We start from the raw sequence: 23,534 nt of genomic DNA on the forward strand, positions 1-23,534 counted from the left end.
CGCTCGGCCGGATCAGGCCTTGGCGTTTTCGGTTTCGCGCGAGAAGTCAAAGCCAATCTCGCGTGTGCCGTATTCCCCTTGTTCGTATTGATCGATCTTGGACTGAAACCAGTTTAGTACGTGCTTATAGACATATTCGAACAATTTCGCGGAGTCATCCTCCGTCAGCGGGAGCGAGAGGCTGAAGGACTCTCCGCCCTGGATATCGAGAACAACCTTTTCGCCGATCTTCTGGCACTGCATCGTGACACGGATCCAGTCAGTGCCTTTTGTGACCCGGACAGCCAGCCCGAAAGCGATGGGGCCGAGCGGGCGAAACCCGTTCGGGGCCACGGAAAACGCCTGATCGCCATAATTCCGGGGTTCGAACTCACCGCCCGGCGGGACCAGCTGGACACAGATTCCACCTGACGAATCGAGATAATCGCACAGGCCGGCGCGCAATTCCTCGGCCAGCTGACGCACACGGGCATAATTCTCCGCGGCCAGGGCCTGGTATTTCTCGACCGTCGCTAACAGGTCGTCAAATCGCGTCATCCGGCGCTCCTATGGTCGCGATGGTTCGACAACACCTAGTGTACCGGCTGGCATAAAACCAGATGGTGCGGTGCGAAACTGTAGGGGAATCAGGCGGTCCGCTGCTTCAGGCTGGCAGGCAGGCTTTCGACCGTCTGAAGCGAGGCGTCAATTTCCGACAGGCTGGGCCGCAAATGCATGGGCAGGCTGGAACGGGCAACCTCGACAGCGGTGGCCGGAGCGATCCCGGCATCATGCGCGCACAGCATCGCGCGGATCGTTTCCAGATACTGCATTTCCTCGTCGACCACCTGGGCGAAGCGCGCGGCAATCGGTCCGATCAGGCCATAGGCGAGGAAGACGCCGAGAAAGGTGCCGAGCAGGGCTGCGGCGATCATCGGCCCCAGCACATCCGGAGACTGGTCGATCATGCTCATCGTCTTGATGATGCCGAGGACGGCGGCGACGATCCCAAGCGCGGGCAGGGCGTCGGCCAGCGTGTTCAGCGCGTTGACGGCCTTGTGGCGGCCTGCGGCAATCGTGGCGAGGGCATCATGCATGTGCGCCTCGACCGGCGACTTGCCACCCGGGTTGAGCGCCATGATGCGAAAGCTGTCGGTGATCAGCGAACAGGCTGCCGGGTCGGCCAGAAGACGCGGGCGATTGCGGAAGACGGCGGATGTTTCCGGTGATTCGATATCGGCTTCGATGGCGATCACACCGCCCCGGCGCGCCCGGCGCATCAAATCATGCAGGCCGGTCAGGAGGTCGGCATAGTCGGCTTTCGTCCATTTCGGCCCGCGCAGCGCCTTCACGAATCCGCCGGCTGCGTCGCGCGCGATCTGGGGCGAGTTTCCGATCAGCAGCGTGCCGATAGCCGCCCCGCCGATCAGTGCCAGTTCGAAAGGCAGGGCTTCGACAACGGCCGGGCTGCCGCTGAAGATGAGCGCGCCGATGATCAGGATGAAGACCGTCAGAATGCCGAATAGCTGTGTCATCGAGGCTCCGCGAAACTAGGACCAGCCGGCAGTCTCGCATGGGGAGCTTTCAATAAGGTTTCCGCGATAACCATCGCCCCGGCGCGGACGGGACGTCATGCTTGATCTTTTCCCGGCAGCAGCCGAAGAGGGGCCATGGTGGCAACGACGTCTCCCCCCGATCAAGGACAGGACAGGCCGGACCGGCGCGGGGCCTTCCGGCTACTTTTCTTCGCGCTCCTGGCCGTCGGGGCGGGCAATACGATGCTGGTCTCGGCCATCCTGCCGCCCCTGTCGCGCGATCTGGGTCTGCCGGACTGGATGGCCGGGGCCATTTTCTCGCTTTCGGCAACGATGTGGGCGATCACCTCATCCTTCTGGGGCCGTAAGAGCAATGACTGGGGCCGGCGCCGGGTCGCCGCGCTCGGCATGCTGGGTTTTTCCGTTTCCATGCTGCTCTTCGGCACCTTTGCGGCGCTGGCCATCTCCGGGCACATCAAGAGCGCAATCGTCATCTTTGTCTGCCTGCTCTGCTCGCGCACCCTGTTCGGCCTGTTCGGCTCGGGCACGAATCCCGCCGCCCAGGCTTATGTCGCCGACCGGACAAGCCGGGACAAACGCACGGAAGAGATCGCCTCGCTGACATCGGGCTTCAGCTTCGGGGCCGTTGCGGGACCGGCCTTTGCCGCCGCCGCCGGGGCTGTGTTCGGCTTGCTGACCTCGGTCTTCATGATCAGCGCGATCGCCGCGGTTCTCTCCCTGCTGATCTTTACCCGCCTGCCAGAGCAAACCCCGCCAAAGCGTGAGGTCGGCTTCAAACGCAGCGGCAAGCGTGAGGGCGACGGCCTGTGGCGCGATCCGCGCGTCCTGCCCTATCTCGTCTTCGCTGTGTCGCTGTCGATCGTCACCGGTGTGCTGACCCAGACCTTCGCCTTCGCCATCATGGACAAGATCGATGTCGACGGCGCCGATGCGATGCAGTTTACCGGCCCGGCCTACACCGTCGGGGCGGCCGGTACGCTGATCTCCCAGCTCGTCATCATTCCGCGCCTAAAAATGACCAACCGTGAACTCATGGTCTCCGGCGCGCTGATCCTGTCGCTCGGCGCCTTCCTGATCGTGCCGACGCGGGAGTTTGCGGTGCTTGTCCTCGCGCAGTTCTTTGTCGGCATCGGCCAGGGGCTCGCCCGGCCCGGCTTCTCGAGCGGGGCCTCGCTCTCGGTCGGCTCAAGCCTGCAGGGCAATGTCGCCGGCCTGGTTATATCTGCCAATGGCATGGGCTTTATCGTCAGCCCGCTCTTCGGGCCGTGGACGTATCAGAACGTCCACCCCTTCGCCCCTTTTATCGGTGCCGGTGTCATGCTGCTCGTCATGGCGGTGTTCGCCCGCAAGGTCTTCCCGGCCAGCCAGGTCGTGGCCGATGACCCGGATGAGCCGCCCGAGATGTACGACTGACCGCTAGCTGCCTGCCGCCGCAAGCACCGCATCGAGCGCCGGTCCGGAGGGGTAGCCGTCCGCCGGCATGCCCTGCGCCTTCTGGAAGCGCTGGAGTGCGGCCTTGGTGCCGCGCCCGGGAATGCCGTCGACCGGTCCGGCCTCGAAGCCGAGATCGTTCAGCGTCTCCTGAAGCGTCATGACCTCCTGCGTGCTCAGCCGCTCGATATGTTTCGGCCAGGCCGCGACCGGGCCGTACTTGCCCTCCATGCCGTCTGCCAGCAGGCCAACGGCTAGAGCATAGCTGTCGGCATTGTTATAGGTCTTGAAGACGTTGAAATTCTTGAACAGCAGGTATTTCGGCCCTTCCGCCCCGGCGGGCAGCCAGAGCTCGGCATAGGTGTTGTCATCGACGTCGAAGCCGCCGCCGCGAATGGGTGAGAGGCCGAGCGATTTCCAGGTCGCCATGCGGCGCTCATTGCCATCGGCATAGGACCAGTCGAAATTCGCTGGCGCGAGGATCTCGATGCCCCAAGGCTCGTCGAAGACATAGCCCGAGGAAGAGAGGTAATTGGCCGCCGAGGCGAGGGCATCCGGGGCATTCGCCCAGATATCGGCATGGCCGTCGCGGTCATAATCCTGCGCATAGGCGAGATAGGTCGTCGGCATGAACTGCGTTTGCCCCATCGCCCCGGCCCAGCCGGAGCCCAGCTGCTCGCGGTCGGCAAAGCCCTTTTCGAGGATTTCCATCAGGGCATAGAGCTGGTTTTCGGCAAAGCTGCGACGCCGCCCCTCGACGGCCATGTTGGAGAGCGTGTTGGCGGCATCGTAATTGCCGATATAGGAGCCGAAATTGGTCTCCATCGCCCAAATGGCGGCAATGGCTTCGCGGTTGACGCCATAGGTCTGCTCAAGGGTGTCGAAGGTGGGGGACAGCTCGCGCAGCTTCTGCTGGCCGGTCTCGAAGCGGCTGTTGGTAACGGCGGTGCGCAGATACTCCCAGATCGCCTTGGCGAACTCGGCCTGGTCGGCAATCCCGGTGCTGGCCACGCCGACATCTTCGCTGAGGTAAAGCTCCAGCGGGCTGATGCCTTCGAGGATGGCGTAAACGACCGCCGGGTTTTCCCCTTTCGAGCGGGCGCGGTTGGCGAAATCCTCGCGCCAGCGGTCCATGGAGAGGTTGCCGGACGGGGTGAACGGGCCGGTCGGGCCGGCATAGGGAGTGCCGTCACTCGTCCCGGTCGGGTCACCCGGGCCCTGGGGCTGAGGCGCTTCGGCGCCCGGTGCACCGGGAGCCGGGCTGGCGCCGGGCTCGCTTGTCTGCGGGGTCGCGGCACAGGCCCCGATCAGTGCGCTGAGGGCTGCGGCATAGACCCAGCGTTGCGATTTCAGTTTCAGATCATTCATGACTGCGAATCCCTATTACCGTTCTGGTGTGTCTGCGGCGTTGACTCTCAATGGGCCTTTGGCTATCTCCGCGCCCTTACAAGTTTCCAGTAAACGCAGGGCCAGCCTCATGAAAGTCAAATCATCTCTCAAAGCCCTGAAGACGCGCCACCGCGATTGCAAGGTCGTGCGCCGCCGGGGCCGTGTGTACGTCATCAACAAGACCGATCCTCGCTTTAAAGCAAAACAGGGTTAAGCAGAAGATGAATGCGCTGAGCGCCGGGAGGTTCGTCTCCCGTGGCTGAGCGCATCGTCCTGTTTGATTTGGGCAATGTTGTGGTGGACTGGAAACCGGTCCGTCTGTACCGCCAAATTTTCCCGACAGAGGAAGAGGCTCGCCGCTTCTGCGACGAAGTCTGTACGCTTGCCTGGCATGTCGAGCATGACCGCGGCGTGCCGATGGCGGAGAATGCCGCGCGCCTGAAGGCCGAATACCCGCACCATGCCGCCGAGATCGATGCCTGGCGCACGCGCTGGTTCGACATGTTCGACGGCTATGTCACAGGCACCGACGCGCTGATCGAAGCGCTCGATGCCGCCGGTCATCCGCTCTACGGCCTGTCCAATATGCCTGCCGAAGTCTGGCCCGAGACGCTGGAGCGTTTCCCGGTTCTTGGCCGCCTGCGCGACGTTGTCGTGTCCGGCGAGGAGGGCGTGGTGAAGCCCGACCCGGCCATCTACGAGATCGCGCTCAAGCGGATGGGACATCCCGATCCCGGCGATGTCTTCTTCATTGATGACAGCTTGAAAAATGTCGAGGCCGCCCGCGCGCTGGGGCTCGATACGCACCATTTCCAGGGAGCTGACGATCTCGAAAAGGCGCTGGCAGCCAGGGGATTCCTGTAAGCCGCCCGCACATTGCCGCATTGGGGCCTTGCCGGAGCCCCTGATCGCCTCATACTTGGTGTCATGTTCAAAGCCTTCGCCTTCGCCTCGATCCTCATGCTCTCCGGGCAGGGCTATGGGCCGTCGGACGAGATGTTCGAAGAGCTGAAGCAGGCCCCGAGCGAGGAAGAGGCCGCCAGCGTCGCGCTCGATATCTGGGCGGCCTGGATGGAAAGCGGTTCGGCTGCGGCCGATCTCATCATGGAACGCGCGGTCACCGCGCAATCGAATGGCGAGCTGGAACTGGCGCGCGAACTTTATGACCGCGTCATCGCCATCCAGCCGGAATATGCCGAAGCCTATAACCGGCGCGCGTCGGTCTTCCTGCGCGAAGACAAGTATGACGAGGCGCTGCGTGACGTGAACAAGGCGCTGGAGCTCGAGCCCCGCCATTTTGCCGCCTGGACAGGGCTCGGCCGTGTGCTCGAGGAGCTTGGCGCCAGGGATGAGGCGCTCGAAGCCTATCGTGAAGCGCTGAAGATCCATCCGACGCTCGGTCCCGCAAAGTCCGCTGAAGCCCGTCTCGTGAAAGAGATGAACGGGCAGGGGCTTTGAAACTGGTCAGTCTCGTCGTCTTTGTCCTTCTGGCAGGCGGGCTGGTCAGCGGCTGCTTTCATAGCGCCATCTATACCAGCCGTGCGGAGACGCGCTGGCCGCCCGTCGGCGAGACGGTGGAGGTCAATGGCGCGCCGGTCCAGGTGATCGAGGCCGGAGAAAGCGGCCCGGTCGTCCTGATGATCCATGGCGCGTCTGCGAATGCGCGCGAGTTCACCTTTACCCTCGCCCCGCGGCTTGAGGAGACCCACCGCATCCTGATGCCGAGCCGGCCGGGCCATGGCTATTCCGGGCGCCCGAATGCGGCTGACCGGCTCGCAGTGCAGGCCGCCCAGATGGCCGGGGCGCTGAGAAAGCTTGCGCCGGGCGAAAAGGCGGTTGTGGTTGGTCATTCCTATGGCGGGTCTGTCGCGCTTCGGGTCGCGCTCGACCATCCCGAGCTGGTAAAGGGACTCGTCCTGCTGGCGCCGACGACCCATGACTGGGGCGGCGGCGGTGTGGCCTGGTACAACCAGTTTGCCGCCCCGCCCGTGGTCGGGCCACTGTTCTCACAACTGGCGCCGATTGCCGGGCCATCGCAGGTCAAAAGCGGCATAGACGGCGTTTTCGATCCGAATGACGCGCCGGAGAACTATTACGAGAAGGCTGGCCTCGGCCTGCTCTTCCGTCCGCCCGCCTTCCGGGCCAATGCCGAAGACGTCAATGCGCTGCGCGACGAACTGGCCGCCCAGCAAGAGCGTTATCCCGAGATCGAGGTGCCCGTCATCCTGTTCTCAGGCGCCCAGGACACGGTGATCAATCCAACGCTCCATGCTGGAAAGATCAAACACCAGATCGCGGACTTCACCCTCGTCCCGCTGGCCGATAGCGGCCACATGCCCCATCACGATCATGGGGCAGAAGTGGCCGACGCCATTCGCAAGCTGGCGGGCGAGGGGCCGGATCAGTCCTCGGCGTCGTAGCTGACCAGGCCGCTCGCTCGGCCCATGACGTGGAAGATCTCGTTCTGCTCGATCACCCCGCGCACAAGCTCTGAGCCGGGCCCGCTCGCGAAGACCGGCACATCCTCACCGGCATGGGTCTCCGAGCCCTGAAAGATCAGCGCCTGCTGGTGGTAGTCCTTGTCGGTCGTGTCGACATCGGTGATGTCCTCGCGCACGCATGTCTCAGCGCCGGGCTTGCAGCCTGTATTGCCATTGGCATAGCCGAGCGTCGTGTAGGGCTTGCCATCGTCGGCGCGCACCAGACCACCCGGCCCGTAGGCTGCCTTGCCGAGGATGTCGTTATTGCGCGACGAATAGCCGGCAATCGTCATGGTGTGAGAGTGGTCGGCCGTTACAATGACCAGTGTCTCGTCGGCATCGGTCATATCGAGGGCGGCAGCGACGGCTTCGTCCAGCGCGGCGGTATCGCCCAGCGCACGGGCGGCATTGGTCGCATGGTGGCCATGATCGACCCGCCCGCCTTCGACGAGCAGGACATAACCCTCATCACTGCGCGACAGGCGGGTGATGGCGGCTTTCGTCATCTCCGCCAGTGAGGGCTCTCCGGCAATATCTTCTCCCCGGTCCAGAGAGTACTGCATATGAGAGGGCTGGAAGAGGCCCATGATCTTCTGGTCGCTCGCAAAGTCTGTCGCGTCGAAGCCGGCCTGGTCGTAGATATAGGTCCGCTCCCCGGGCTCTGCGAGCCAGGCGTCGATCAGGTTCTCGCCGTCAGCGCGGCGGCCGGCCGGTTCACCGGTTTCCGGGTCGGCAACGCTGGCTGGCAGGAAGGATTCGCGGCCCCCGCCTAGGATGACTTCGAAGCCGTCACCATTGCCCCAGTCGACCAGCTGGCGGGCGATATCCGTGCAGCCGGAATCCTGGACTTCCGTATCGTCCTCCCAGTCGCGGTTGGCCGCTTCGGAATAGGTCGCCGCCGGGGTGGCGTGGGTGATGCGGGCGGTCGAAACGATGCCAGTCGACAGGCCGGCAGCCTCAGCAAGCTCGAAGATCGAGTCCGTGCCCTGGCCCTCTGCAGACGCGCAATTGCTGTAGGCCACGCCCTGCCTCAGGCCCAGCGTGCGCGAGCGTGTCTTCACGCCCGACATCATCGCCGTCGCCGTCGAGGCGCTGTCGGCAACCTGGGCATCATGGCTATAGGTCTTGGAAAAGGCCGAATAGGGCAGGGTCTCCATGGTGAGCCGGTAGCTCTCCCCGTCGAGGCCTTTCTGCTGGCCGGCATAGATGCGTCCTGCCGTGACCGTCGAGACGCCCATGCCGTCTCCCACGAACAGAATCACATTCTTCGCCTTGGGCGCATAATCCGCCCCTGCGCGTTTCGCCACGCTGGCGGCAGCGGACGTGTAATAGGAATCGCCGGCCTGCTGCGGCTGGACGCTGCTGCGTTCAAGCGTCGGCTCGGTGCTCTGGCCTTCCCTCGCCTGAGCTGTCGTGGCTGTGCAGGCTGCAAGGGTCAAAGCGCTGGCCATTGTGAAGAAAACGATACGCATGGGGACCTCCCGGACCTTCTGAATTGGACATGTCATGACGGGCTCTTAACCGCCTCCTGTAACGGTTTCGCTTCAGTTTTCGGCCTTTTGCGTCTGATGCCGCCTTGCGACAGCCAGATGCCGAACAGGATGAGCGCGGCCCCGCTGCCCTGGATGGCCGTGAGCGGTTCGTCGAACAGCTGCCAGGAAATCGCGGCGGCGACGACGGGCTGGATCAGCACGACAATGCCGGCCACGGCAGCAGGCGTGCGGCCAAGCCCGGCGATGATCAGCCCTTGTCCGCCGACCTGCGCGGCCAGCGCCAGAAAGGCCGGCGCGGCAAAGCCCGAGAGCGTCGCGGGCAGGAAGGCCTCGCCGGAAACCAGCACCAGCAGGGCGGCCACCCCGGCTTCCACCACGGTCAGCCAGAAGATGACATCCATCGCGCCGAGCCGGTTACGCGCCAGCTTCGAGCAGAGCATGTAGGCGGCCACGAGACAGGCCGCGCCGAGCGCCATGAGGTCGCCGCGAATGTCGGTCTTGCCTCCGGCCTCTCCGCCCAGCGACAGGGCCGCTGCGCCGGCGACCGCGACAAGGACCGCGATGAACCAGATGGGCTTCGGCTTTTCCTTCAGGAACAGCCAGGCGACAAAGCCGACGCAGATATTGCCGAGGTTCACGATGAAGGTGGCGTTCGCGACGGTCGTCAGCGTCAGTCCCCAGTGCCACAGGCCGATATCGAGGGCGAAGAAGGTCCCGGCCATGACGACATAGCGGTTGATCTGTCTCGGCAGGCGCTGCTCGATCCCGACCAGCAGGATGAAGAGCAGCGGAATGGCGAAGAGATAGCGCCAGAAGGCAATCGCCTGGGGGCCAAGGGCGTCGAGGCCGTAACGCAGCCCGATCGGGGCCAGCCCGATCATCACACCGCCTGCCAGCAGCAGGAGCGGGCCGACCCATGCGCGGGCCGGGGGCAGATGAAGCTCGGTCTCGGTCATTCATACTCCGGCCAGGCGGCGAACCTGATCGGGCGATAGCCCGTCGGCCCTGAGACTCGCAAGGCTTTTTGACTGGAAGCGCTTGGCGAGCCGTTTGCCATCCGGGCCCATGACGAGCGGGTGATGGGTGTAGACCGGTTGTGGCCAGTCCATAAGCGCCTGCAGCAGGACGTGTATATGGGCCGCCTCGGCAAGGTCCTCGCCGCGAATGACATGAGTGATACCCTGCAGCGCGTCGTCATGCGTCGCCGCGACATGATAAGCGGTTGGGGAATCCTTGCGGGTGAGATTGATGTCGCCGTGGAGGTCCGGACGCGCCTTGACGGTCTCCGTGTGTCCGCCGGGGCTCAGCAGCTCGAAGGCGAGCTGGTCATATCGGGGTCCGAGCCAGGCCCGGCATTTCTCCAGCGAAAGCCGCCAGGTGAAAGGTGCCTCCGCGCCAAGGCGCTCGGCTTCCTCTTCCGGGGGCAGGGGCTGGCCAGTGAAGGGCATGCCCGGCGCGAGGCCCGCCTGAGCCTGTTCCTCGGCGATCTCGCTGCGCGTGCGGAAGCAGCGATAGGTCAGGCCCATCGCCGTCAGCGTCTCGACGACCTTTTCATACTCGCCGAAATGCTCCGACTGAATCCGGACGAGCTCTTCCCATTCGAAGCCGAGCCAGGCGAGATCCTCGAAAATCGCGTCGGTATATTCCGGCTTGCAGCGGCCGAGGTCGATATCCTCGATCCTCAGCAGCATTCGGCCACCGGCCTGGCGGGCAGCCTCCCACACATGGAAGGCCGAGGCCGCATGGCCAAGATGCAGAAGGCCCGTGGGCGAGGGGGCGAAGCGGGTGACGAAGTCAGGCACGCCGACCCGCTTAGCAAATCGCTCAGGCGCTGACACCTGTCGGCATCGGGCAGGACACGCCGGTGCCGCCAATGCCGCAATAACCGCCGGGATTCTTGGCGAGATATTGCTGGTGATAGTCCTCGGCCGGGTAGAAGGCGTCGAGCTTGCCGATCTCTGTCGTGATCTTGTCCCGCCCGGCCTGTTTCAGGGCCTTCTCATAGGTCTTGCGGGTGGCTTTCGCCGCTTCCAGCTGTTCGTCGGTCGTGACGAAGATGGCGGAGCGGTACTGGGTGCCGACATCATTGCCCTGGCGCATGCCCTGCGTCGGGTCATGGCCTTCCCAGAACGCCTTGAGAATCTCGCCCGTGGAGACCTTGGACGGGTCATAGACGACGCGCACGACCTCGGTATGGCCGGTCAGGCCCGTGCAGGTTTCTTCATAGGTCGGGTTCGGCGTCTCGCCACCGGCATAGCCGGCCTGCGTCAGCCACACGCCGTCCATCTGCCAGAAAATGCGTTCGACGCCCCAGAAACAGCCCATGCCGAGCACGATTTCCTCATAGCCGTCCGGCGCTTCGGCATCGAGCGGGCGGCCATTGACGAAGTGGATGTCGGCCGTCGGGATCGGGGTGTCGCGGCCGGGCAGGGCCTTGCCTTTCTGGGGCATGGCGGCGGGCTTTCGGGAGAAGAACATGGGGCCTCGTCCTTTCATCGCTTGGGACCGGAATATGGGGCGTATGCAGCTGATTAACAATCACGGGCTTGCTTAAGCCTACACCCTTCCGATATAGACGCGCACTTCTGCGGAGAGGTGGCCGAGTGGTCGAAGGCGCACGCCTGGAACGCGTGTAGGCGGTATCCCCGTCTCCAGGGTTCGAATCCCTGTCTCTCCGCCAGCTTTCCTTCGACCAGTCCCGCTCCCGCTCCCGGGCCAGTTACGTTCCCTTCGCGAAAAACGCCATGAGGGCGCCCAGCAGCTCGTCTGGCTTTTCCTCACACGGGAAGTGGCCGCAGTCCGGGATGACGAGCGCTTCGACATTGTCGGCGAGCGTGCGGAATTCGGCCTCTACCATGTCGCCGCAGGCCAGTGCGCCCGCAAAGGTCGGGACCGGCACCGGGATCTTGTTCGCGATGTAGGCGCGCAGCTGCGGGATCGTCTCGTCCAGGGCGCGGTAATGATCGAAGCTGGCTTTCAGTGTGCCGGGCACACGCCGCATCACCTCGATATAGAACTCACGTGCATGTTTTGGCACGGCGTCCTGGGACGCGGCCTTGGTCGCGAACTGATAATTGAAGAACAGGTCTTCGCGCCCTTCAACCAGACGCTCATTGATATCCAGCGCGCGGTTGAAGCCCATATGCCAGAGGAAGTCATTCGTGCGCCGGTCCTCGGGGATAAGCGGCGGGGAGGGCGAGGCGCCCAGGATCATGCCTTCGCCGAGCGCGATACGCCGGATCCGATCGGGCTGTCTGGCCGCCATGACATAGCCGACCATGAGGCCGATATCATGGCCAGCCATGATAAAGCGGTCATGACCGAGCACATCCATCAGGCCGAACATGTCATCAGCGAGCGTGTCGACGTCGAAGCCGCCCGCTGGCCGGTCGGAAAGACCGAAGCCCCGCGGGTCCACGGCGATAACGGTATAATGCTCGCTTAGCGGCAGCATCAGATCGCGCCAGGCATACCAGTTCTGGGGCCAGCCAATATGCAGCAGAAGAGGCTCGCCGGTGCCGCCGATGACGGCGTGCAGCCCAATCTTGCCGGTATCGATACGATAGCTTTTGAAGGTGTTGGTGAACCCCTCAGGGAGTTGGGGGACATTCGTGACCGAGCCGAAGCCGGAAAGCGGCGAGACGCGGTCAGACGGTGCGAGAGTCATGAGGGGCCCTTCCATATTCAATTTTGTGCCAAGCGGCACATAAATACGCAGAAGGGCGCACACAATGATTTATGTGTCGATGATTACATAATTTTATGCGTCGCCGAACATGCGTGCGCAAAAGAGGCCGGCGGCTTCATGAAGCGTGTCTTTCCTGGTGCCGTCCACCGCTTCGATGGTCAGGCCGCCGAAGAAGGCCAGGACGCACTCGGCCAGCGTGCCCGGGTCGACGTCGGAGGGGATATGGCCATCCTCGATGCCGCGGCTCAGGCGGGCCGCGAGGCGGTCATGGTACCGGCGCCGCTGATCGCGAAGAAATCTGCGGACGGAATCGTCACCACTGCCGAGATGGTTCGCGCCCAACATGACGAGACACCCGCGCTGGGGCCCGTTCGCCACATAGGTGTCGATCGAGCTCAGGAGCATTGTCCGCACAGCCAGACGAGCATCCAGGATCTCGTCCAGTGCCTGCCAGGCGGGTTCGACCTCCGAAGCCGCGTAAAGCTCGACGGCCTCCCGGAACAGCGCCTCCTTGGAGCCAAAGGCGGCATAGATACTGGGTGAGCCGATACCCATCGCCTCGACCAGTTGCATCATGGAGGTGCCTTCATAGCCGTTGGCCTGGAAAACCCGCATCGCTTTCCGCAACGCTATCTCACGATCGAAACTGCGGGGGCGGCCCCGGCGGACCGACATTGTGTCTGTCATGATGTCTTTCCTGGCCCGCGGGCTCTATCCCCAAGGATTCTAGCGTCTGGCGGCAGCCTGCTCAATGCCGGGAGTCCGAGACGCAGAGCCTGACAGTTCAATCTGAAACAGACCGAAGCCACATGCGTTGCGATCCCAAGCTGTACACAGGCCGACAAGTCGATCTGACAAAAACGGGGTCACATTGGATTTTATAAGCCAAAACGCGTCGGCCATCAGTGCCGTGGCCAATGTCATCATGGTGATGGTGTGGATCACCTATCTGCAATTGCTGTTGAACGGAATCCTGCGCCAGAGGCGGTCCAGCCTGATCATTTCTTGCTCGGTCAGTACCGACAATACGCCGACCTGTTTCGTCTCGAACATGAGCGAAGGCCGCTTTCACATTCAGAATGTCGCTGGCGACATCGAGATCGATGGCGAACGGTTTGGCGGCGACATTACCGAGCCTGTCGCCAACAATCATGAGCAGTCCTTCCAGAGACCGCTGGCCGACGGGGAAAGCCTTGAGCTCGGCACGTTCAAGGACCTTCTGGACCGGGTCGTCGCGGCTCAGCATGGCGATATGACGTCGGATCCGCTGCAGAAGTACGGCAAGATCGATTTCTACATCACCATCGTCGGCATCCATGGCGCGAGCCGCAAGGCCGTCGCGGCCCGCCGCGGGTTCCGCCTGCATCTCGAGGATGGCAGCCTCAAGGCCTCCGGCCTGCTGCGCCATACCCAGCAATATCGCTGGGGGCCGAAGCGCCGCCGGATCGTCGAGCAGAACCAGGTTATCAACTAGGCGGAGGGTCTGAAAAGCCGGCTCCCGGCCTGCCTGCCCATCGACGGGACTGGCGCAACCCGGCCGACTTTGCCAGAGTGAGGCCTTCCTTCAGAGGCTTGGCGTCATGGCGCAGCATGGGACGATCAGGATCGGCATTGGCGGGTGGACCTATGCGCCCTGGCGCGGGGCTTTCTACCCGGACGATCTCACCCAGAAGCGCGAGCTGGAATATGCCAGCACAAAGCTCTCCTCCATTGAGGTCAACGGCACTTATTACGGCTCGCAGAAGCCGGCGAGTTTCCGCAAGTGGCATGACGAAACGCCTGACGATTTCGTTTTCGCGCTGAAGGGCCCGCGTTATGCCACCAACCGGCGCGTGCTGGCGGAAGCGGGCGAGTCGATTGACCGGTTCATCGACAGCGGGATCGGCCTGCTCGGCAAGAAGCTTGGGCCCATCAACTGGCAGTTCATGGCCACGAAAAAGTTCGACGCCGAAGATTTCGAGGCTTTCCTGTCGCTGCTACCCGGTGAGGCCGATGGCCAGACGCTGCGCCATGCCGTCGAGGTGCGTCATGAAAGCTTCTGCACGCCGGAGTTCATCGATCTGGCGCGGAAATACGGTGCCGCCATCATCACGGCCGGCGATTCAGATTATCCGTCGATCGGCGATCAGACGGGCGATTTTGCCTATCTGCGCCTGATGGGCACCGAAGAGCGCTACAAGGCCGGCTATGGCCCGAAGGCGCTTGATGCGTGGGCCGGCACGGCAAAGTCACTTTCTGAAGGGCATATGCCGGACAGCCTGAAAACGGTCTCCGGCCAGCAGGCCCCGGGCGCGCGCGATGTCTTCGTTTATGTGATCGGTGGCCACAAGGTCGCCAATCCGCTGGCCGCGATGGAGTTGATCAAGCGGGTGGGGTAACGGCTCTCTGCTTTGTCTGCCGGGCATGGCCTGCCAAGCGTGACACCACGGAGATGAAACGCGCCTCGCCGAACGGTTTGGCGAGCAGCTCCCGGTCCTGGAATCCTTCCGGCAGGGCCTCGCGGCCATAGCCGGTGGAGAAGGCGAAGGGGATGTCCCGGCTGTGAAGCGCCTCGGCAAGGCGGTCGACGCGCTGGCCCTGAAGATTCGCATCGAGCAGGGCGATATCCGGATGGGTCCGCTGCAGGATCTCGTCTGCCTCCTCCAGGCTCGAAGCCAGGCCGGCAATCTCGCAGCCAAGCTGTTCCAGCTTCATCTCCAGGTCCATGGCGACAATGGCCTCGTCCTCGACAATGAGAACCTTCAACCCTTCCAGATCGGCCGACGGCGCTGGCTCCTCGCGCGGTTGCCGAGCGGGTTCGGCCGAAGGCGTCTCGCTGATGTCGGTCCCGGTTTCGAGAACGATGTCCAGACGCGCCTGCAGGCCATCCTTGCCAAATTCCATGCGGGCCGAGCCACCATTGGCCTTCAGCGTCTTTTCGATAAGCTGCGTACCGAAGCCGCTGGACCCGGGGGCTTCAAGGCCGGCCACGCCGTTTTCCTGCCAGTCGAGTGTCAGTCGGTCTGCCGAGGCCTCGGTGCGCGCCCAGCGAATGCGAAGCCGCCCATCCGGTCTGGAGAGGGCGCCATATTTCCGCGCATTTGTCGCCAGTTCGTGCAGGATGAGGGAGAGATGGGTCACCAGCGTACCGCGAAGCGTGACATCGGGGCCGGAGATGACAATCCGCTCAGGGGTCTTCGGATCCGGGGTGAGATGGGCCTCGACCAGTTCCCGCAGGCTTATGCCCCGCATGCGCTCGCGGATCAGCAGGTCGTGCGCCAGCGACAGGGCCTGAAGGCGGCCCGTGAAGGTGGCCATGAAGTCCGACGGGCTATTTGAATGGGCCATCGACTGGCTGGCGACCGACTGAACGATGGCCAGCGTGTTCTTGACCCTGTGATTGAGCTCGTCGACGAGCAGTTTCTGCAGGTCTTCGGCGCGCTTGCGCTCGGTCACGTCGCGGGCAACCTTGGAGGCCCCGACAATCTCGCCGTGCCGGTTCCGCAAAGGCGAGACGGTGAGCGAGATATCGATCCGGCGCCCGTCCTTCGCAAGGCGCACCGTGTCGAAGTGGTCGATCCGTTCGCCCCGCCTCAGCTTGGCAAGTATTTCGGTTTCTTCGCCGTGCAGCTCCGGCGGGATGAGCATGGTGATCGGCTGACCGATAATCTCGTCAGGCCGGTAGCCGAAAATCTTCGTCGCGCCGGCATTCCATGTGCGCACAATGCCATCCAGCGACTTGCTGATGATGGCATCATCGGAGGAGGCCACAATGGAAGCGAGCCGCTCCAGTTCGATATCATGTTCAGATGTGCTGCTGACCACCCCGTCTCCCTCATCCGCAGTGCTAAACGCTCACAACAGGCTCAAACGCTGCTTGGTCGCAACGGTTCCGCGCGAAAGTATTCCGTAGTTTTAACCTGAGAGGAGAGTATAAAACTTGCGCCTTCTTTGACTGAAATTTGGGCATTTCATAAAAACTTGCCGGAACACTTTCCAGTAATGAGTGGTTTGTTCTCTCGCAGTGTGGTAAAAACACTTAACATTGAGATCATAGGGACAAGACTCGATGTCTACAAACACGGAGCGGGCCCGGTCACAGGGCCGATTGGCGGCCTTTCGCAGCCTGGCCGCAGACACCCGCTTCAAAGCTCTGTCAGTAGACGTGTTTGATACACTTCTGCTGCGAAAACCTATCAGTCAGCGGCGCCGGCGTTGGGATCTGGCGCGGCATCTGGCTGAGCGGGTGCGTGAAAGCCATCCGCAGCTGGGGCTCAGGCCGCAGCACTTTGCCTATGCGCGCCAGCAATGTGAGACGCTCTGGTTCAAGTCTGCCGAGGCTTACGGGGCTGAGGACGAAGTGCGTCTTGTCGATGTGCTTCGCCAGCAGGCCGCCATGCTTGGCCTTCCGGCCGCCTTTGCCGAGGAGATGCGGCAAGTCGAGCTCGCTCTGGAGCTTCGCTATCTGAGGCCCAACCGCGCGCTGGCCGCCTTGCTGGAGCAGCAAGCCGCCGCCGGCCGGCGGACGGTCGCGATCAGCGATACAATCCTGAGCGGTGCCGATGTCGAATGGCTGCTGGAGCAGATGTTCGGGCGTCTTCCGGTACACACCGTTTATTCCAGCGCGGACCATGCCAAGTCCAAGCGCGCCGGGGGGCTGTTTGCCCTGGTGGCCGAAAAGGAAGGACTGCGCCCGGACGAATTCCTGCACACCGGCGATGACGGGCTTGCCGATCGCGAGCGCGCCGAAGACGCCGGCTATGCCGCGAGGGAATTGCCGCGCCCCTGGCACTTTACCGCGCGCCGCCGGGCAAACGGGCTCGGGCAGGCCATGAGGGATACGGTTCGCACATCGGGTCCGATGAGCAAGGCGGCTCGCCAGCGTCTGGAGTCGGCCTGCCGGTCGAAATGGGACTTCGGCCATGCGGTGCTCGGCCCGCTCTTCTGGGAGTATTCCAGTCTGGCCTCCCTTTATCTCACCAATAGCAGCAAGCGGAAGAAAAGTGTCGCCTTGTTCTGCGCCCGCGGCGGCCTGCTGATGAAGGCGGTGCTGGAGCGCCAGCTGCAGAACCGTGGTGAAACCCTGCCATTGTCGCTGGAATCCTTCATGATCTCGCGTCTCACGGCGACGCGCCTGGCTATTGGGAAGCGGCCGGAGGCCGTCATCAACGAACTGTCGAGAGAGTTCGAGGACACGACGGTCCGCGAAGCGGTGATCGCGATTGCCGGGCGGCCCATCGAGCTGTCGGAGAGCTGGGACGAGCCGGTCACCCGCAGCAGCATGACAGCCTTCCTCTCCGGCCCTGATGGCCAGCGGCTTCAGGCGGCCATCGCGCCGCAGAACGCGCTCTGCAACCGTCACATCGACGAATGCATCGGCGACGCCGAGCGCGTCGTGCTCGTCGATACCGGGCTCTTCGGAACGGTGCTGTACATGTTGCAGATCGGCCGGCCCGATGTGTCTTGGGAGCTGCTTCATCTGGCGAAGGCCAATTACAAGAATTTGCCGGCGCCGCATTTCGGCAAGGTGACGGGGCTCTGGGTCCAGGGCTCGGAATACTCTCCGGTCAACCATCGCTCCAGCATCCTGCGATACTGGCAGCTGATCGAGTCGATCTTCGAACCCGACCTTCAGACCGTGCGCGCTTATGAGCGCGGGGGCGACAGGGTCACCAGCAATCTTCAGGAAGAAGGCTGGGAAGAAAAGGCCTCGAGCTTCGCCGATCCGTTCCTGGCGGGCGCCATTGCCTATCTCGATGAGGCGAAAGACGCTCAGCCGGGTGAGATAATGGATGCGATGGACGAGGCGTGGTCGGCCTATTCAAAGGCGGTGCGTTTCCCTGATGCGAGAATGCGCCAGCTGCTCGCGCTTGAGCCGAGATCACGCGATTTCGGGCGTCAGTCCCTGGTCGAGGAAGAAACGATCACATTGAGCCGGACCGGACGGCTGAAACAGATCCGCGAGTCGCTCTGGCACTCGGGGTCAGCAGTGAGTTATTTCCCGCGCACCTACGCGGTCCTGCAGGCGGGCATGGAATTCTATCATGTCGTGAGATGGGCAAGGGGCCAGCTGGTCAAATAGCCAGCCGGCCCGCTTGTCATTAGGCCCCTCAGGGCTTGTCGTAGGTCAGGATACCCCAGGAAAGCCATCCCGAATTGCCGCCATCGACCCAGGCGCCGAGGCCTGCGATCATGCGGTCGGCATACTCGTCGGAGACAATTCCCTTGAGTTCCTCGCGCCGGGCCATGAGTTCCTCGCGCACGCGGCCATAGTGGCGCGGCAGCATTTCGGCGAGTTCCTTTTTCGGTCCCGGCACAAGACCGGCCTTCTCGGCGGCCTGGTCGTAGAAATCGATCGAGCCGAGGCTGGACAGGTGAATGCGGTCATAGACCGGCTGCAGCTTGTCGGCCGGGGCATCCGGGGTCTGCAGGATGTCGGTGAAGATCACGCGGCCACCCGGCTTCAGGACGCGTTCGCATTCCTTGATGATCTGCTCACGGTCGGCGCCGTGCAGGAAGCTGTCCTGGCTCCAGACCACATCGAAGCTCTCATCCTTGGCCGGCACATCGTCGAACGAGCCGTGCAGGACCTCGATCTTGTCATCGAGACCAGCGGCCTTGTTCTTCTCGCGATTGATGCGGTTCTGGGTCTCGGAAATGTTGACGCAGACCACTTTCTTCGCGCCGCCTTCGGTCACGAGGTAACGTGCCGAACCGCCATAGCCGGCGCCAAGGTCGATGATGCTGCCGCCTTTGCCGGCGGGGCCCATCATCTCTGCCATGGTCTCGACCGTGCGGCGGCTGGCCGGCGGAATGGGCTCGTCGGGCGTCTTGTAGAGCCCGACATGGATGTCTTCACCGCCCCAGATATTGAAATAGAAACGGTCAGCATCGTCGCTGTCATAATAGTCTTCAGCGACGGCGACGTCTTCAGCTCTCGATTCAGCTTTCATCACGCTTCTCCGCAACATGGATGAAGAAGTCCGGCTCGTTTTCGTCGAACTCCGACTGGAAGTCCCCATAGGTGTGGATCTTCTCGAAGCCGGCTTCCTTGAGGAGCTTCTGCACATAGCGCATGCGCAGGGGGAACATGTTCAGGTGATATTCCGAGCCGTCCGGGAAGCTGTAGCGGAAGCGGGCGAGGCCTTCATCGATATATTCCGGCTCGGCCACGATGTCCTTGCCGCAGTAATAATACTTGTGCTTCGGCTTGGTCGTGTTGTCCTCACCGAGGAGCAGGTCGTAATTGCGCTGGTCCAGGATGAGGATGCCGTCATGCTTCAGCGCGGCATAGAACTCTGCCAGCGCCTTGCGGCGGTCCATCTCGTCATGAATGTGGGTGAAGGAATTGCCGAGGCAGATGATCGCGTCGAACTTGCCCTTGATATCCTTGTTGAGCCAGCGCCAGTCAGCCTGACACGTCTTCAGGATCTGGCCGCGCTTCTGGGCGTTGTCGAACGCCTTCGCCAGCATTTCCGCGCTGCCATCGACGCTGGTCACGTCAAAGCCTTCTTCCATCAGGCGGCAGGAGTGGAAGCCCGTGCCCGTCGCGACGTCGAGGACGGTGTGCTTGCCACGCCCGCGAAGGAGATCGACGAAGAACTGGCCTTCGCCATCCGCGCGGGAATCCCAGTCGATCAGGGCGTCCCACTTGTCGACAAAGCCTTCAATATACTCTTCGACGTAATGATCGGTCTCGCGAACCGCGAGCGGATCCTCGCCGTAATCCTGTTCGGTATCCATAGCAGTTTGGGGGCTGGATGCAGATCCCATGGTCTCTCCTCCTGCGCATTCAAGTTGTCGGGGTGAGGCGGACAGCTACACAAACAAACAAACCGCCCTGGCAACCGGAGTGTCCGGCCGCATGCCTCACAAGATGTGTCAAAGGCCCGCTTTCTTCGCGGGCAGGCAGCTTCAGCCGCGCAACTGACGTCTCAGATATAGGTACAAAGGTCAAAGTATTTAGCCGCTGTATCCGGCATCTTTTTGCGCTGCCGCACACGCAAGGGTTGTGAATTGTTGAATTTTCGCTCGGAAGATATAAAAATAGAGCTGTTATTACAGCGTGTTACGAGAATGCTACCGGAACGGGCCTTGTGTCTCGCTAGTATGCAGTGCGTCTATAAAAATTTTTCGTGTCAAAGCACTTTTGCCCAGACTTTGAGCAAATGTTGCCTCTGCAATCGAATCCGGGCGCCTGGCGTCAGCGGTCGGCCTGGGTCTTTTCCGGGCTCAATCCCAGCTCGGCGAGGACGGCCTCTGTATGCTCGCCCGGACGTGGGGCCGGCTGGATGTCCCGTTCCGGCTGGCCGACAAAACGCACTGGCGGCTGGACTTCCCAATAGCCGCCTTCGCTCGGATGGTCGCGGCGCTGGAAGAAATTGATCGCCTTCAGGTGCGGGTCGTCCTGCAGGTCGGAAATGTCATTGACCACCGCTGCCGGGATATCGCCGTCCCCGAGCAGTTTGAGAAGCTCGCGGGTGGTGAAGTTCACGAAGTGCGCCTGCACGCGCGACATCATGTAGGCGTGATTGAAGAAGCGGCCCTTATAGTCAGAGATCCGCTCATCCTCGAGCTCTTCCGGCGCCCCGATGAGATTGAACAGCGTCACCCAGCGATGGTCGACATAGGGCGCGATGGTGATCCAGCCATCCTTGGTGCGGACCGGCTGGCGCGAGGGGTCGATCTGGCGCTGATAGTAATACGGGCCGACGGGCGGATCGAAGGTGGCCTCGTAGAAGTGCTCTTCAAGCAGGAAGCTCGCAATGCACTCGAACATCGGCACCTCGACATGAACGGCCTCGCCCGTGCGGTCACGATGATGCAGGGCGGCGAGTGTCGCATACATGGCATGCAGGCCGGAGACCTTGTCGGCAAAGGCGGTCGGCACGAATCGCGGCGCTTCGTTTCCGTCGACCTGCGGCAGCAGGTTGGTCGCCCCGGAGAGCGACTGGATCAGGTCATCATAGGCTGGCCGCCCGGCATAAGGCCCCTGCGTGCCGAAGCCGAGGCAGTGGACATAGACGATATCGGGTTTGATCGCCTTCACCTCCTCGAAGGTGAGGCCCAGCCGGGCGACGGCGTCCGGGCGGATATTGTGGATGAAGACGTCGCTGGCTTCGATGAGCTTCCGGATGGCGGTCTTGCCTTCGTCGGATTTCATGTCCCACACGACCGAGCGCTTACCGCGATTAATCGTCAGGTGACACGGGCCCATGCGCTTGTTGTTCGCCGGCTTTCCGACATTGCGGAAGTCATCGCCCCTTGGCGGCTCCAGCTTCACGACGTCGGCGCCCATGTCCGCCAGTGCCTGCGTGCAATAGGGTCCGAAGATCACCGTCGTCATGTCGGCAATTCGGATGTCTGAAAGCAGGCTGGTCGCGGGCATTATACGTCTCCTGAAATCTTGCCGGCCCATTCTGCAGCGTCTGGCGGCTTCGTAAATGCCCGGCCGGTGGCTATCGTCGGGGCAGGGCGATCAGTGGTGCCGGCCGGCCTTTCGTGTTTCAGGCCGCTCCCTCGTCATTTCCACGGCACTGGACCTGTCATTTAAACGTCATATTCCACGCTCGCTACCACGATGGGCGGCTATCTCTCTCCGCATCAGGGCCAGCGCACCCGTCCATGGTGGGCGGGTGTTCCAACCAGTCAAACGAGAGAAAAAGACATGAAACTCCCAGCACAACCGGCCCGGCATGCCATGCACCTGTCGGCCCCGGCCTTTTTTGCCCACGCTTTGAACCTGACGGTTCCGCTGCTTTACGCGGTGATCTTCACAACGCCCGTACTGGGCATGATCGCTGCCATCGAGCCGGCCCTTTAGGCGCCTGCTGTCCGGAGCGGCGTGCGGAGCCTCTGCACGCCGCTTCCCCCTTGCTCCTGGATGTAGATTCGCGATGCCCCGACCCATTGATTGCCTGCCCCATCATACGAGCCGCATCTTCCTGACCGATGGCGGTCTGGAGGGCGACATGATGCTCGCCCAGCGCTTCGAGGTCTCTGAACCTGGTTTCCATACGCTGCTGTCGACTGGCGAAGGGGAGCGCGTGCTCAGGGCGCATTTCACGGCCCAGCTCGAACACGCCGCGGGCCTGGGCGCTGGCTTCATCATCGACACGCCAACCTGGCGGGCCCAGAGAGCCCTTGCGGGCGTGCAGGCCATATCGCCGAGCGTGTTGCGGGAAGCCAATGAGCGCGCGGCCGCGTTCGCGAGCCGACTGCGGGACGATCATGATTGTGCGTGGATGCCCGTTTTCGTGAATGGTGTTGTCGGGCCTTGTGACACCGGGTGCGCAACGGAGTACTGGCCGTCGGTCTTCGAGGCGGAGGCCTATCACACCGAGCAGATCCACTGGCTGGCCTATGCCGGTGTGGACCTGGTCACGGCCATGGCCTTTACCAATGTGCCGGAAGCGGTCGGCTTCGTACGGGCCTCGCAGCGCATTCGCATTCCCGCCGTCGTTTCATTCGCCATCGGGGAAGATGGCCGTCTGCCAAGCGGTCAGACCCTCGAAGGGGCCATCGATCAGGTCGATGCCCATACCGGTGCGGCGCCGATCTATTTCATGGTGAATTGCCTTCACCCCTCGCACGTCGCGGATGTCCTCAAGACGGGGGCCTGGTCGCTCCGTCTGGGTGGCGTTTGCTGCGGGGGTCTGCGGCGGCGAAAAGGTCACGGTGAGACCTGCTGCGAGGCACAGGGGCTGGGTGCATTCGCGGAAGACTACAAGACCCTTATGGCGCGGCTGCCACTGGCCAATGTGTTCGGCGGCTGGCGTGGGGCGGGCGGCCTGCCTCTCCATGCTTTTGACTTCGGCGTCTCGGGGAGGTGCTGAAGCACCGCGTACGCCTGCCGATCGATTGCCGGGCCGTGCGCTTGACTTGACCGCGCCGGCGCGCCAACGAGCGCAGTATGGCGAAGGTAAAGATCTGCGGATTGCGGGACGAGACAATGCTGCGTGTGGCAAGCGACGCCGGCGCGGATTGGGTCGGCTTTGTCTTCTTCCAGAAATCGGTTCGCGCCGTGACGGCCGAGATGGTCTGCGACCTTCCGCTGAAGGACTGCTGTCCGGCGGTCGCGCTTCTGGTGAATGCCGATGACCGGCTGGTCGACGCGGTGCTCGAAACCGGCATCTCCATCCTCCAGCTACATGGGCAGGAAAGCCCGGCCCGGGTGGCCGAGCTGAAGACACGCACCGGCGCCGAAATCTGGAAAGCGCACGGTATTCGCCATTTCGACGATCTCCGCGCCCTCAACGAATACGAGGCGGCCGACAAATTCCTGCTCGATGCCAAACCGCCCAAGGGCAGCCGCGTGCCGGGTGGCCATGGCAATGTCTTCGACTGGTCGGTGCTGAGCGGCTGGAAGCCGGCCAAGCCCTGGATCCTCTCCGGCGGGCTGACCCCGGAAAATGTCGGCGACGCCATTTCTGCAACAGGCGCAGCGGCTGTCGATGTCTCCTCTGGAGTCGAGCGCGAGAGAGGCGTAAAGGATGAAACCTTGATCCGCAGCTTCATTGCTGCTGCAAAAGCCGCCTGA

24 protein-coding genes and 1 tRNA gene are annotated in these 23,534 nt (G+C 62.8%); 12 read left to right on the forward strand and 13 right to left on the reverse strand.

Annotated features, from left to right (window positions below; all coding sequences use genetic code 11):
• Nucleotides 1-12: 12 nt before the first annotated feature.
• Both B8784_RS04245 and B8784_RS04250 read right to left on the reverse strand, forming a co-directional pair.
• Nucleotides 13-537: a hypothetical protein gene (locus tag B8784_RS04245; protein WP_084396368.1), complete on the reverse strand. Its 525-nt coding sequence runs from the start codon at nucleotides 535-537 to the stop codon at nucleotides 13-15.
• Between the two features lie 89 nt (nucleotides 538-626).
• Nucleotides 627-1,514, reverse strand: a complete 888-nt coding sequence (locus B8784_RS04250) for a motility-associated protein (protein ID WP_084396369.1) — start codon at nucleotides 1,512-1,514, stop codon at nucleotides 627-629.
• A 135-nt stretch (nucleotides 1,515-1,649) separates the two neighbouring features.
• Here B8784_RS04250 and B8784_RS04255 point away from each other — a divergent pair, with 135 nt between their 5' ends.
• The gene (locus B8784_RS04255; protein ID WP_084396370.1) at nucleotides 1,650-2,948 is read left to right on the forward strand and encodes an MFS transporter; all 1,299 of its coding nucleotides are present in this window, start codon (nucleotides 1,650-1,652) and stop codon (nucleotides 2,946-2,948) included.
• A gap of 3 nt (nucleotides 2,949-2,951) precedes the next feature.
• On the opposite strand, the gene B8784_RS04260 is transcribed toward B8784_RS04255, so the two are convergent.
• Nucleotides 2,952-4,334, reverse strand: a complete 1,383-nt coding sequence (locus B8784_RS04260; protein ID WP_084396371.1) for a lytic murein transglycosylase — start codon at nucleotides 4,332-4,334, stop codon at nucleotides 2,952-2,954.
• Nucleotides 4,335-4,443: 109 nt separating this feature from the next.
• On the opposite strand from B8784_RS04260, the gene ykgO reads away from it, so the two are divergent.
• The 4 genes from ykgO to B8784_RS04280 all read left to right on the forward strand — a co-directional run bounded on the left by ykgO (nucleotide 4,444) and on the right by B8784_RS04280 (nucleotide 6,775).
• Nucleotides 4,444-4,569, forward strand: coding sequence for a type B 50S ribosomal protein L36 (gene ykgO / locus B8784_RS04265; RefSeq protein ID WP_084396372.1), 126 nt, complete (start codon nucleotides 4,444-4,446; stop codon nucleotides 4,567-4,569).
• A gap of 41 nt (nucleotides 4,570-4,610) precedes the next feature.
• Nucleotides 4,611-5,219: an HAD-IA family hydrolase gene (locus B8784_RS04270; protein WP_084396373.1), complete on the forward strand. Its 609-nt coding sequence runs from the start codon at nucleotides 4,611-4,613 to the stop codon at nucleotides 5,217-5,219.
• 63 nt (nucleotides 5,220-5,282) lie between these two features.
• Nucleotides 5,283-5,813 carry a tetratricopeptide repeat protein gene (locus B8784_RS04275; RefSeq protein ID WP_143435278.1) on the forward strand — a complete coding sequence of 177 codons (531 nt, stop codon included), beginning with the start codon at nucleotides 5,283-5,285 and terminating at the stop codon, nucleotides 5,811-5,813.
• Nucleotides 5,810-6,775, forward strand: a complete 966-nt coding sequence (locus B8784_RS04280; protein WP_084396375.1) for an alpha/beta fold hydrolase — start codon at nucleotides 5,810-5,812, stop codon at nucleotides 6,773-6,775. Before B8784_RS04275 ends, B8784_RS04280 begins: the two co-directional genes overlap by 4 nt.
• Here B8784_RS04280 and B8784_RS04285 read toward each other — a convergent pair.
• From B8784_RS04285 to msrA, 4 genes are read right to left on the reverse strand one after another with little or no spacing between them, the layout of a single operon-like run.
• Nucleotides 6,757-8,307, reverse strand: coding sequence for an alkaline phosphatase (locus B8784_RS04285; RefSeq protein ID WP_084396376.1), 1,551 nt, complete (start codon nucleotides 8,305-8,307; stop codon nucleotides 6,757-6,759). The two genes, B8784_RS04280 and B8784_RS04285, sit on opposite strands and share 19 nt — an antisense overlap.
• A 32-nt stretch (nucleotides 8,308-8,339) precedes the next feature.
• Nucleotides 8,340-9,284 (reverse strand): DMT family transporter, encoded by a 945-nt coding sequence (locus B8784_RS04290; RefSeq protein WP_084396377.1) that lies wholly within the window; start codon nucleotides 9,282-9,284, stop codon nucleotides 8,340-8,342.
• Complete coding sequence (gluQRS, locus tag B8784_RS04295; RefSeq protein WP_084396378.1) at nucleotides 9,285-10,130, reverse strand: tRNA glutamyl-Q(34) synthetase GluQRS; 846 nt, start codon at nucleotides 10,128-10,130, stop codon at nucleotides 9,285-9,287.
• 22 nt (nucleotides 10,131-10,152) lie between these two features.
• Complete coding sequence (gene msrA, locus B8784_RS04300) at nucleotides 10,153-10,806, reverse strand: peptide-methionine (S)-S-oxide reductase MsrA (protein WP_084396379.1); 654 nt, start codon at nucleotides 10,804-10,806, stop codon at nucleotides 10,153-10,155.
• A gap of 111 nt (nucleotides 10,807-10,917) precedes the next feature.
• Between msrA and B8784_RS04305 the strand changes: the two genes are divergently transcribed.
• Nucleotides 10,918-11,008 (forward strand) — tRNA-Ser (locus B8784_RS04305).
• A gap of 39 nt (nucleotides 11,009-11,047) precedes the next feature.
• Here B8784_RS04305 and B8784_RS04310 read toward each other — a convergent pair.
• The gene (locus B8784_RS04310; RefSeq protein WP_084396410.1) at nucleotides 11,048-11,995 is read right to left on the reverse strand and encodes an alpha/beta fold hydrolase; all 948 of its coding nucleotides are present in this window, start codon (nucleotides 11,993-11,995) and stop codon (nucleotides 11,048-11,050) included.
• A 93-nt stretch (nucleotides 11,996-12,088) separates the two neighbouring features.
• On the reverse strand, nucleotides 12,089-12,703 hold the full coding sequence (locus B8784_RS04315) for a TetR/AcrR family transcriptional regulator (protein ID WP_084396380.1): 615 nt from the start codon (nucleotides 12,701-12,703) through the stop codon (nucleotides 12,089-12,091).
• 223 nt (nucleotides 12,704-12,926) lie between these two features.
• On the opposite strand from B8784_RS04315, the gene B8784_RS04320 reads away from it, so the two are divergent.
• Together B8784_RS04320 and B8784_RS04325 are read left to right on the forward strand one after the other, a co-directional pair.
• Nucleotides 12,927-13,490 carry a hypothetical protein gene (locus B8784_RS04320; RefSeq protein WP_143435279.1) on the forward strand — a complete coding sequence of 188 codons (564 nt, stop codon included), beginning with the start codon at nucleotides 12,927-12,929 and terminating at the stop codon, nucleotides 13,488-13,490.
• A 106-nt stretch (nucleotides 13,491-13,596) separates the two neighbouring features.
• A complete protein-coding gene (locus B8784_RS04325) occupies nucleotides 13,597-14,394 on the forward strand; it encodes a DUF72 domain-containing protein (protein ID WP_084396382.1) in 798 nt (265 codons plus the stop codon).
• Here the strand turns inward: B8784_RS04325 and B8784_RS04330 are convergent.
• Nucleotides 14,378-15,820 (reverse strand): PAS domain S-box protein, encoded by a 1,443-nt coding sequence (locus B8784_RS04330; RefSeq protein WP_084396383.1) that lies wholly within the window; start codon nucleotides 15,818-15,820, stop codon nucleotides 14,378-14,380. The two genes, B8784_RS04325 and B8784_RS04330, sit on opposite strands and share 17 nt — an antisense overlap.
• A gap of 340 nt (nucleotides 15,821-16,160) precedes the next feature.
• Between B8784_RS04330 and B8784_RS04335 the strand changes: the two genes are divergently transcribed.
• Nucleotides 16,161-18,077 (forward strand): HAD family hydrolase, encoded by a 1,917-nt coding sequence (locus B8784_RS04335; RefSeq protein ID WP_143435280.1) that lies wholly within the window; start codon nucleotides 16,161-16,163, stop codon nucleotides 18,075-18,077.
• A 28-nt stretch (nucleotides 18,078-18,105) separates the two neighbouring features.
• Here B8784_RS04335 and B8784_RS21815 read toward each other — a convergent pair whose 3' ends face one another.
• The 3 genes from B8784_RS21815 to B8784_RS04345 all read right to left on the reverse strand — a co-directional run bounded on the left by B8784_RS21815 (nucleotide 18,106) and on the right by B8784_RS04345 (nucleotide 21,383).
• The gene (locus B8784_RS21815) at nucleotides 18,106-18,948 is read right to left on the reverse strand and encodes a class I SAM-dependent methyltransferase (RefSeq protein WP_169712603.1); all 843 of its coding nucleotides are present in this window, start codon (nucleotides 18,946-18,948) and stop codon (nucleotides 18,106-18,108) included.
• The gene (locus tag B8784_RS21820; RefSeq protein ID WP_169712604.1) at nucleotides 18,938-19,768 is read right to left on the reverse strand and encodes a glycine/sarcosine N-methyltransferase; all 831 of its coding nucleotides are present in this window, start codon (nucleotides 19,766-19,768) and stop codon (nucleotides 18,938-18,940) included. Before B8784_RS21820 ends, B8784_RS21815 begins: the two co-directional genes overlap by 11 nt.
• A gap of 430 nt (nucleotides 19,769-20,198) precedes the next feature.
• A complete protein-coding gene (locus tag B8784_RS04345; RefSeq protein ID WP_084396385.1) occupies nucleotides 20,199-21,383 on the reverse strand; it encodes a CaiB/BaiF CoA transferase family protein in 1,185 nt (394 codons plus the stop codon).
• 279 nt (nucleotides 21,384-21,662) lie between these two features.
• Here B8784_RS04345 and B8784_RS21530 point away from each other — a divergent pair, with 279 nt between their 5' ends.
• The 3 genes from B8784_RS21530 to B8784_RS04355 all read left to right on the forward strand — a co-directional run bounded on the left by B8784_RS21530 (nucleotide 21,663) and on the right by B8784_RS04355 (nucleotide 23,534).
• The gene (locus B8784_RS21530) at nucleotides 21,663-21,818 is read left to right on the forward strand and encodes a hypothetical protein (RefSeq protein ID WP_158085569.1); all 156 of its coding nucleotides are present in this window, start codon (nucleotides 21,663-21,665) and stop codon (nucleotides 21,816-21,818) included.
• A 73-nt stretch (nucleotides 21,819-21,891) separates the two neighbouring features.
• Nucleotides 21,892-22,830, forward strand: a complete 939-nt coding sequence (locus tag B8784_RS04350) for a homocysteine S-methyltransferase family protein (RefSeq protein WP_084396386.1) — start codon at nucleotides 21,892-21,894, stop codon at nucleotides 22,828-22,830.
• 77 nt (nucleotides 22,831-22,907) lie between these two features.
• Complete coding sequence (locus B8784_RS04355; protein WP_084396387.1) at nucleotides 22,908-23,534, forward strand: phosphoribosylanthranilate isomerase; 627 nt, start codon at nucleotides 22,908-22,910, stop codon at nucleotides 23,532-23,534.

This window comes from Henriciella aquimarina (assembly GCF_002088975.1).
Lineage (GTDB): Bacteria > Pseudomonadota > Alphaproteobacteria > Caulobacterales > Hyphomonadaceae > Henriciella > Henriciella aquimarina.